This is a genomic window from Amphritea pacifica (genome assembly GCF_016924145.1).
In the GTDB taxonomy this organism is placed as follows: domain Bacteria; phylum Pseudomonadota; class Gammaproteobacteria; order Pseudomonadales; family Balneatricaceae; genus Amphritea; species Amphritea pacifica.
In genome coordinates this window covers 108,586-115,860 of the sequence record NZ_JAFFZO010000014.1, presented here as the reverse complement: position 1 = coordinate 115,860, position 7,275 = coordinate 108,586, and the positions used below count along the sequence as shown (strand labels likewise).

Sequence of the window (7,275 nt, the reverse complement as noted above, 5' to 3'; positions counted from 1 at the left end):
AGTGACTCACTAATCTCAGACTCCGCGCACCGCGCAAGACTCGATACGGGTGAGTGGCTAACTCTTACCCGACAGGGACTTTCACCCTGCAAGTTGTGACAAGCTTCGCTTGTCGCACTAACGCCGCGCTTTGCGGCTGGTTTGGAGCGCAGCGGAAAACCAGTCCGACAACAGCGCCTTGTTAGCAGCTGCCAAGCTGAGCCTCACCCGATTCAAAAACACCCACAATACAACCAAGATAAGGATCATTGGCATTTTCATTAAGAGCCCACTGCCAATCAACTACCTCGGTGTTGGTTGGGAATAGTAACTTAACCCCGTTTTCGAAAGTAAGCTCCAAACTTGAATCAGGCAGTAGAGCCACACCAGTTATACACTTACGGAGCGTGGATGAAAGCACTATGCTCTTAGCTACATCCTCTTTATCTACGGCCTCAGATGATGGCTGATACAAAGTCGGTAAATGTTTATTTATTTCATCTTCATCTGGTGAGACCACATTGTGAGCTATGATCCAAAAACCATCGAAATACAAATCAAAGGCATCTCCTACTCTGAATATAGAGTAGAAATTCCCAAGTAATTTTTCTTTCAAAACTTCAATTACACTCATAATTCTCTAGTGACTGCTAACGAGACTGTCGGATTAGACATTTTGACATAATAATATCCATCTACCGCAGCCTTCACCTGTTCGTTTTAACGTTTTGCCTGGAAGTAATAATGATTATTCCTCCAGTTCAAACAGAAGTTAAAGGGGTCAGAAGTTAAAGGGGTCAAAGCCCTTTTTGATGAAGTTAAAGGGGTCAAAGCCCTTTTTGATCAATAGTAATCTTTGGGCGTCCCCGTCTTGCCTGTCCTACTTTACATTGAAGTTGACGCTCGACCTTATCCCGAAACATATCGTTACCCAGTGGGGTACCAGTCTGCCAAGCTTCTCGAATTCGTTTCATAGCACCTTCATCAATATACCCTTTAAACAGCTCCTGATACATCTGATGTCTTTCTTGCTGATTTTTACCAAGCGCAACGTATGACGGATGTGGTCTGAGAAACTCAATATTTTTTATACCACTATTGTGACTAAAGCTCGACCAACGATAATGACCTGGCAACTCAACCATACCTGCCCGAACCGAGTTTAGCTCAATGTATCTCATTACTGTAAGAAGATAGGCATCATCCTGAACTAAACAGGCTTTGTATCGTCCCTCCCAGATTGAACCGCTTCTGCCATATTTATGATTAATGTATGGCACAAAGCGTCTCCCTATAAATTGCATAAACAGACTAATACTCTCAGCTTCACTGGGGGTTACCAATAAGTGAATATGATTTGTCATCATGACAAAAGCGTGGATAGAAACAAAATATTTCTTGCTGCTTTCCTTATGCCAATAGGCGTATGTAGCATAATCCTGATTTTCAAAGAACACCGGATCACGTGAGTGACCACGCTGTACTATATGGACTGGTACTTCAGGTAGATAAAACCTCGGTTTCCTTGGCATCGTCTCTTCCTTGAAATCGCCTGCATTGGGAAAAATATTTTAGCACTATTCAATAAAAACCGAAAAACTTAGCTATAAAGGGCTTTGACCCCTTTAATTAGTCCCCCCACTCACATCAGAGATAACGTATTGGTAGGCACCCGTTGAGCACGGGGTAAGAGAATCTCAATATGTGTTTGTTGCAAACTCGTTTTGGCAACGACAATGACAGACGAAGAAAACTGGCTGACTGATTCATTAAAAAACTGACCGCTTCGCGGCCAGATAAGAGCGTTATATTCTATTGACTCCGAGGCGGCTCATATGTGTTATGCACTTTCCAGCAGGTCCATATTGTCCAATACATCTTGTGCCAAATAATATATTGAAAGGTAATCATACCTATGAATATGGGGAGCTCTTTTGGGCTGCCAATATCTGCCATGTGCCAGCCAATTTCTATAGTCCAGCGCCAAACCAAAATTATCTAGCCTTGTTTTGTGCTCCGGTTTCTCTGTGCGCCATACAGAAATAATGTCATCTTTTAATGAGGCTCTATTTTCTTTACTGTCGTAGACAAGTCTTAGCTTCTTTGAAAAATCATCTTTTAGCTTATCCTGACCTCGAATAATGTAATCAATCTTCACCCTAGCTTCAATTGCGGCAAGCAATTCTAGAGAGCACATTCGGTCTAATGTTTCTTTTCTTTCTTTAAGTTCGCCGAAAATCTCGTCTTTGGAATAACCAATGAACTTCGCAGATATTTCACCTGATTCGAAATCAACGTCATAGTATGACGTCAAGGAATCCTCACTATCTACATAATAATTCTCAATATCTTCGATAGTCGAGTGTGAATTTGTAAATGAGGTTTTCTTTCGTCTAGCCATTTACAATTTCCATTAGTGCATCAAAGAAATTTTCTTCATTGAATTCTACAAATGAAACCTTACGAGACTCTCTCAAAACTATTTTCCAAGTCCAGTCCGGAGTTTTTTGGTTTTTTTTCTCTTTTTGTTTTTCACCATCAATTGAGATAGATACACTAACTTTCATTCCTTTACTGTCTTTATCAGCTAGAATGAATTGAACTCGCCCCTTAACGCCTTCCATATCTATTCGACCTTTGGTTCCGATAAGCAAAGTTCCTATGGGCTCAAAGGTTAATCTTTGACCGGCAAAATCAACAGTCATTACCTTTACAGTGTAAGTCCCAATGTATTCTTCTGTTAATTGGAGATCTTTATAGGAGTAAGAAACAGCACCTTGTTCTTTATAAGGAGATAGCCATTGCTCTAAAGTGTTGTAGAATTGATCTATGAATGCGAGCCACTCATCTTTTTGAGATTGCCAATCAATTTCTTTTTCTTCAGATTTGCTCTCATGCTTTTTTAGCAAATCTTCAAAGTCTTTTTTACTCATTGATATCTACTCTAATTTTGGAAATGCTGCTCTTATGCAGTCATGGTAGGACGGCCAGTTACCTGTACCGCCCCCACACAGATCCGGACGTGCGGAACTACCGCATCCGGCTCTTCAGTTATATATTCGCCCGCGTAAATCCGAGCCCTAACTGTACTCCGCCTTCCTCACGGTTAGTGCGCGTACATTAAACCATCTTAACAGCTGTGCGAACTCACTCCAGTTATAGCTTCGGCGCTGACTACGTCGGTTTAACCATTTATACAGTGCCCTGACCGTTTGATAATACAGACGGGATAGGCTTTTACTGTTTCCCGGTGTCCCAAAGTAGTTCTCAAAGCCTTTCAGCTTACGTTTCACCACCGATAGCAATTCCTGGATTGGTCTCGATCGATTGTACTTAATCCACCGTACCATTTCCTTGATGCTTGCTCTTTGCTTCTCTCGTGCTGTTTTCCGATGCACTGCCACCTTTCCCCGATAGCTTATATCCCAATAAACCTCAAAGCCCAGAAACACGATGCTCCGTTGTCGCCCCGGTTCAAAACGACTGAAACGGAGTAACCCTGTTTTATCGCTCGCCAGTGCCAGACCAAATTTCTTCAGCCTCTCTGGCAGGCGATGATAAAACTGACGTGCATCGTCTTTGTACTGAAAGGCGACGATAAAGTCATCTGCGTACCGAACCAGCATCGCATTGCCGCTCAGTTTCTTGCGTATCACCTTCTCAAACCATAAATCCAGCACATAGTGGAGATAGATGTTCGCCAGTACCGGAGAGATTATCCCTCCTTGCGGCGAACCTTTGTCCGATTTGTGCCGACTTCCATCCGGCTCTACCACCTGGGCCTTTAACCATTGTTTGATCAGGGTGATCAGTGCTTTATCGTCTACACGTTGCTCCAGCCATCCATGATCCATGCTGTTGAAGAAGCCCTTTATATCGGCCTCGGCCACATAGCCATAGTTACCTCGTTGTAGTCCGCTACGAATGCCTTCAAGCGCCTGATGGGCACTTTTATTGGGCCGATAACCGTAACTGCATGGCAGAAAATCAGCTTCCCAGATACTTTGTAATATCTGTAACACTGATTGCTGGACGAGTTTATCTTCCAGCACCGGCAACCCCAGAGGACGTGTCTTACCATTCCCTTTGGGTATAAGTACGCGTTTAACCGCTGCCGCCCGATATGATTTATCTATCAGGCGTTGATGCAGGATGTTCAGATGGTCAGTGAGCTGTAACGCGTAAGTATCGGCGGTGAGCCCGTCGATACCCGGCGCTGACGCTTTGTTTAGTTTCCCCCAGCTGTCAGCCAGCAGGCCTTTATCCAATAGCCTGTACAGATTCTGAAAGCGGTGTTGGGGGTGGCTTCTTGCTTTACTTGCGATGGCCAACAGTTCGGTTGTCATGCCTTATCCGACCCTACGTTGTTCGGGGCATGTCTCTGCTGCCGGCCGATATAACTGTCAGCTCCTTCGTCATGATCGACTACTATGGGCTGATCCGACTCCCAGACGGTCTTCGTTCGTTTCGTCTTTCGACTAGACATCCCTACCTGCTCCTTCAGGGGCCTGTCTGGGCCTCCCAAGTTCCTGATGCATCTCTCTGTACATGCCATGGCTTGATAACCCCGCCGACTCTCCGACTTCTCACCTTGGCGAAGTCTTCATACTGGCTTCGATAATGTTACACATCTCGCCAATCGGGAATTTATTTTCGGGGCGATTCCAGCGCTTCAGAAATGCGGTCATTCCCTATGGCCTATACAGTTCTCTGTGTACGCTTCACCTGATTTGTTCGCAGGGTCATCGACCATCTATGGGCGATAGGAAAGAGTTCACGATCCCCCCGCTCCGCCTCCGGCGCAACACTCGATACCGGCTGCTGGTTAGGCTTTGCCGGGCAAGGACTTTCACCTCGCAAGACGCACCAAGCTTCGCTTGGCGCTCTAACGGACAGGGTATGGGGCGCGGAGCCGAAGGCGAAGCGTCCCAGCGAACGAAGTGAGCGACATGACCCCATTGTTAGATGTATTAGTCATTAAATTTATAACCGCAATACCTGCACTCACCATTGTACCAAGTTATGTAGTATCCGCTTTTTAATTTAAAAATCATTTGATTGCAGCTTGGGCATTTAAAAATTATTGGTTGAATAGTTACCAATCCAATAATACAAAATACAAATCCGAAAAAACCCCACATTGTGCCGCCAATAATCTTTGCTGGGATAACCACCATAGGAATGGACAATAGTGCCGCCACGACAAATAACCTGTACTTTTTCCTCATTGTCATCATCTAACATTTAAATTGTAAGCGTGCGCGTTTTGACACCGCAGGTATCAGGCAGAGAATAGTGTATCTATTTGAACTGAAAGCGTAATTCTGAAGCACGTCGTTTTTCATCCCCTGAAAACACGCAAGCACGGTTTGCTGTTTTGTGATGGCACGCTTTGTCACCTGCCAGATTTCCTATGTGACTGATTGTGCATCACTTTTATGAGTTATTCCAGTGCCAAAGCGTGCCAACTTATCAACAGCAAATTGGCAAAGCGTGCCGTTCTTCTGGACTTATTAAAATTAACTGTCTATATATACAGCAATCACCCCTTAATTATCCACAGGGACGTGAGAGGAAAAGCAGCCCGTTTCTTAACCGTATTACCCAAAAATTCATTGATCACAACCTCAGAGTTGTGTGAGTAAACAGCCCCACTGACTTCTGCCATCAGGCCATGTGTCATAATCTAAGAGAATCAACAACAGGGGTACACTGGAGATCTGTTAGCGGATGCCTTTCATCCAGAGTATCATTTGTTTTCCTCATTAAGATAAAGCACACTCGGACATTACCGACCGCACCAACTACGTCAATAACGTCACGTTTAAGGAGGCCCTATGAGTGAACAATACATCCCCCCTGCAATCTGGGTAGATGATACTGCGGGAGGCAACGAATGGGCGAACATCAACAGTCCGGTGTCAGGGGCACGTTACCAACAGGATCTGCCAGTGGGTGATCACCCTTTCCAGCTGTATTCGCTGGGCACCCCCAATGGTCAGAAAGTCACCATTATGCTCGAAGAGCTACTGTTGCTTGGCATTAAAGAGGCTGAATACGATGCTTTTCTGATTAATATAGGCAAGTCAGAGCAGTTTTCATCCGGCTTCGTCGCCGTCAATCCAAACTCCAAGATTCCAGCGCTGGTCGACAGATCGGGGGAAGAGGATGTTAATGTCTTCGAATCAGCATCGATTCTGGTTCATTTAGCTGAGAAGTTTGGTCAGTTTCTGCCACAAAGCGGCCCCAGCCGGACAGAGGTATTCAACTGGCTGTTCTGGGCTCAGGGTTCAGCGCCTTTTATTGGTGGCGGCTTTGGTCATTTCTACGCCTATGCCGATGTCAAACAGGAATACCCCATCAACCGCTATGCCATGGAAACTAAGCGCCTGCTGGATGTGTTAGATAAACAGCTCGCAAACCATCCCTATGTAGCAGGCGATGAATACAGCATCGCGGATATCGCCATCTGGCCCTGGTATGGCAATCTGGTTTTGGGGCGTCTATACGATGCCGCAGAGTTTCTGCAGGTTGAAAGCTACAGTCACGTTCTGCGCTGGGCACAGATGCTGGAACAACGCGAAGGCGTCAAACGTGGCCGTATTGTTAACAAATCCTCGGGTGAGGCATGGGAACAACTGCGCGAACGTCACGCTGCCGACGATATTGATAAGGTTTTGGCTTTAAAGAAAGTTGCTAGTCGCTAGTGGTTAGACGCGACTACGTCGCTTGCTAGAAAAAGCGGGTAAAGAGCGGATAAAGAGCGGTCAGATCTTACATGTTGCAAAGCTGCACAATTACAGACCTGGCGCTAAGCACTCCCTCTGTGTTCTCGGTGTCCTTAGCATGTCCCCTGGGTACTGTGGTGAATCGCTTTTTCTAACTACTAGCAAGTGGCGCAGCCACGTCTAGCTACTGAGACTCCAGACGCGACTGCGTCGCTTGCCAGATAAAGCGGATAAAGAGCGGTCAGATCTTACATGTTGCAAAGCTGCATAATTACAGACCTGGCGCTAAGCTCTCCCTCTGTGTTCTCGGTGTCCTTAGCATGTCCCCTGGGTACTGTGGTGAATCGCTTTTTCTAACCACTGCAAGTGGCGCAGCCACGTCTAGCTACTGAGACTCCAGACGCGACTGCGTCGCTTGCTAGAAAAAGCGGGTAAAGAGCGGTCAGATCTTACATGTTGCAAAGCTGCACAATTACAGACCTGGCGCTAAGCTCTCCCTCTGTGTTCTCGGTGTCCTTAGCATGCCCCCTGGGTACTGTGGTGAACCGCTTTTTCTAACTACTAGCAA

The 7,275-nt window shown here is 45.7% G+C and carries 6 protein-coding genes; 1 reads left to right on the top strand and 5 read right to left on the bottom strand.

The window, feature by feature from the left end; translation table 11 throughout:
• Positions 1-181 precede the first annotated feature (181 nt).
• From JW499_RS09975 to ltrA, 5 genes are all read right to left on the bottom strand, one after another.
• The gene (locus tag JW499_RS09975) at positions 182-613 is read right to left on the bottom strand and encodes a hypothetical protein (RefSeq protein WP_205210458.1); all 432 of its coding nucleotides are present in this window, start codon (positions 611-613) and stop codon (positions 182-184) included.
• A 193-nt stretch (positions 614-806) separates the two neighbouring features.
• Positions 807-1,511, bottom strand: coding sequence for a transposase (locus tag JW499_RS09970; RefSeq protein ID WP_205210457.1), 705 nt, complete (start codon positions 1,509-1,511; stop codon positions 807-809).
• A gap of 308 nt (positions 1,512-1,819) precedes the next feature.
• Entirely contained in the window at positions 1,820-2,380 is a 561-nt protein-coding gene (locus tag JW499_RS09965) for a hypothetical protein (RefSeq protein ID WP_205210456.1), read from the bottom strand.
• Positions 2,373-2,912 carry a hypothetical protein gene (locus JW499_RS09960; protein ID WP_205210455.1) on the bottom strand — a complete coding sequence of 180 codons (540 nt, stop codon included), beginning with the start codon at positions 2,910-2,912 and terminating at the stop codon, positions 2,373-2,375. The genes JW499_RS09965 and JW499_RS09960 overlap by 8 nt, the downstream gene beginning before the upstream one ends.
• 147 nt (positions 2,913-3,059) lie before the next feature.
• A complete protein-coding gene (gene ltrA / locus JW499_RS09955; protein ID WP_205210454.1) occupies positions 3,060-4,325 on the bottom strand; it encodes a group II intron reverse transcriptase/maturase in 1,266 nt (421 codons plus the stop codon).
• Positions 4,326-5,816: 1,491 nt separating this feature from the next.
• Here ltrA and yghU point away from each other — a divergent pair.
• On the top strand, positions 5,817-6,686 hold the full coding sequence (yghU, locus tag JW499_RS09950; RefSeq protein WP_205210453.1) for a glutathione-dependent disulfide-bond oxidoreductase: 870 nt from the start codon (positions 5,817-5,819) through the stop codon (positions 6,684-6,686).
• Positions 6,687-7,275 lie beyond the last annotated feature (589 nt).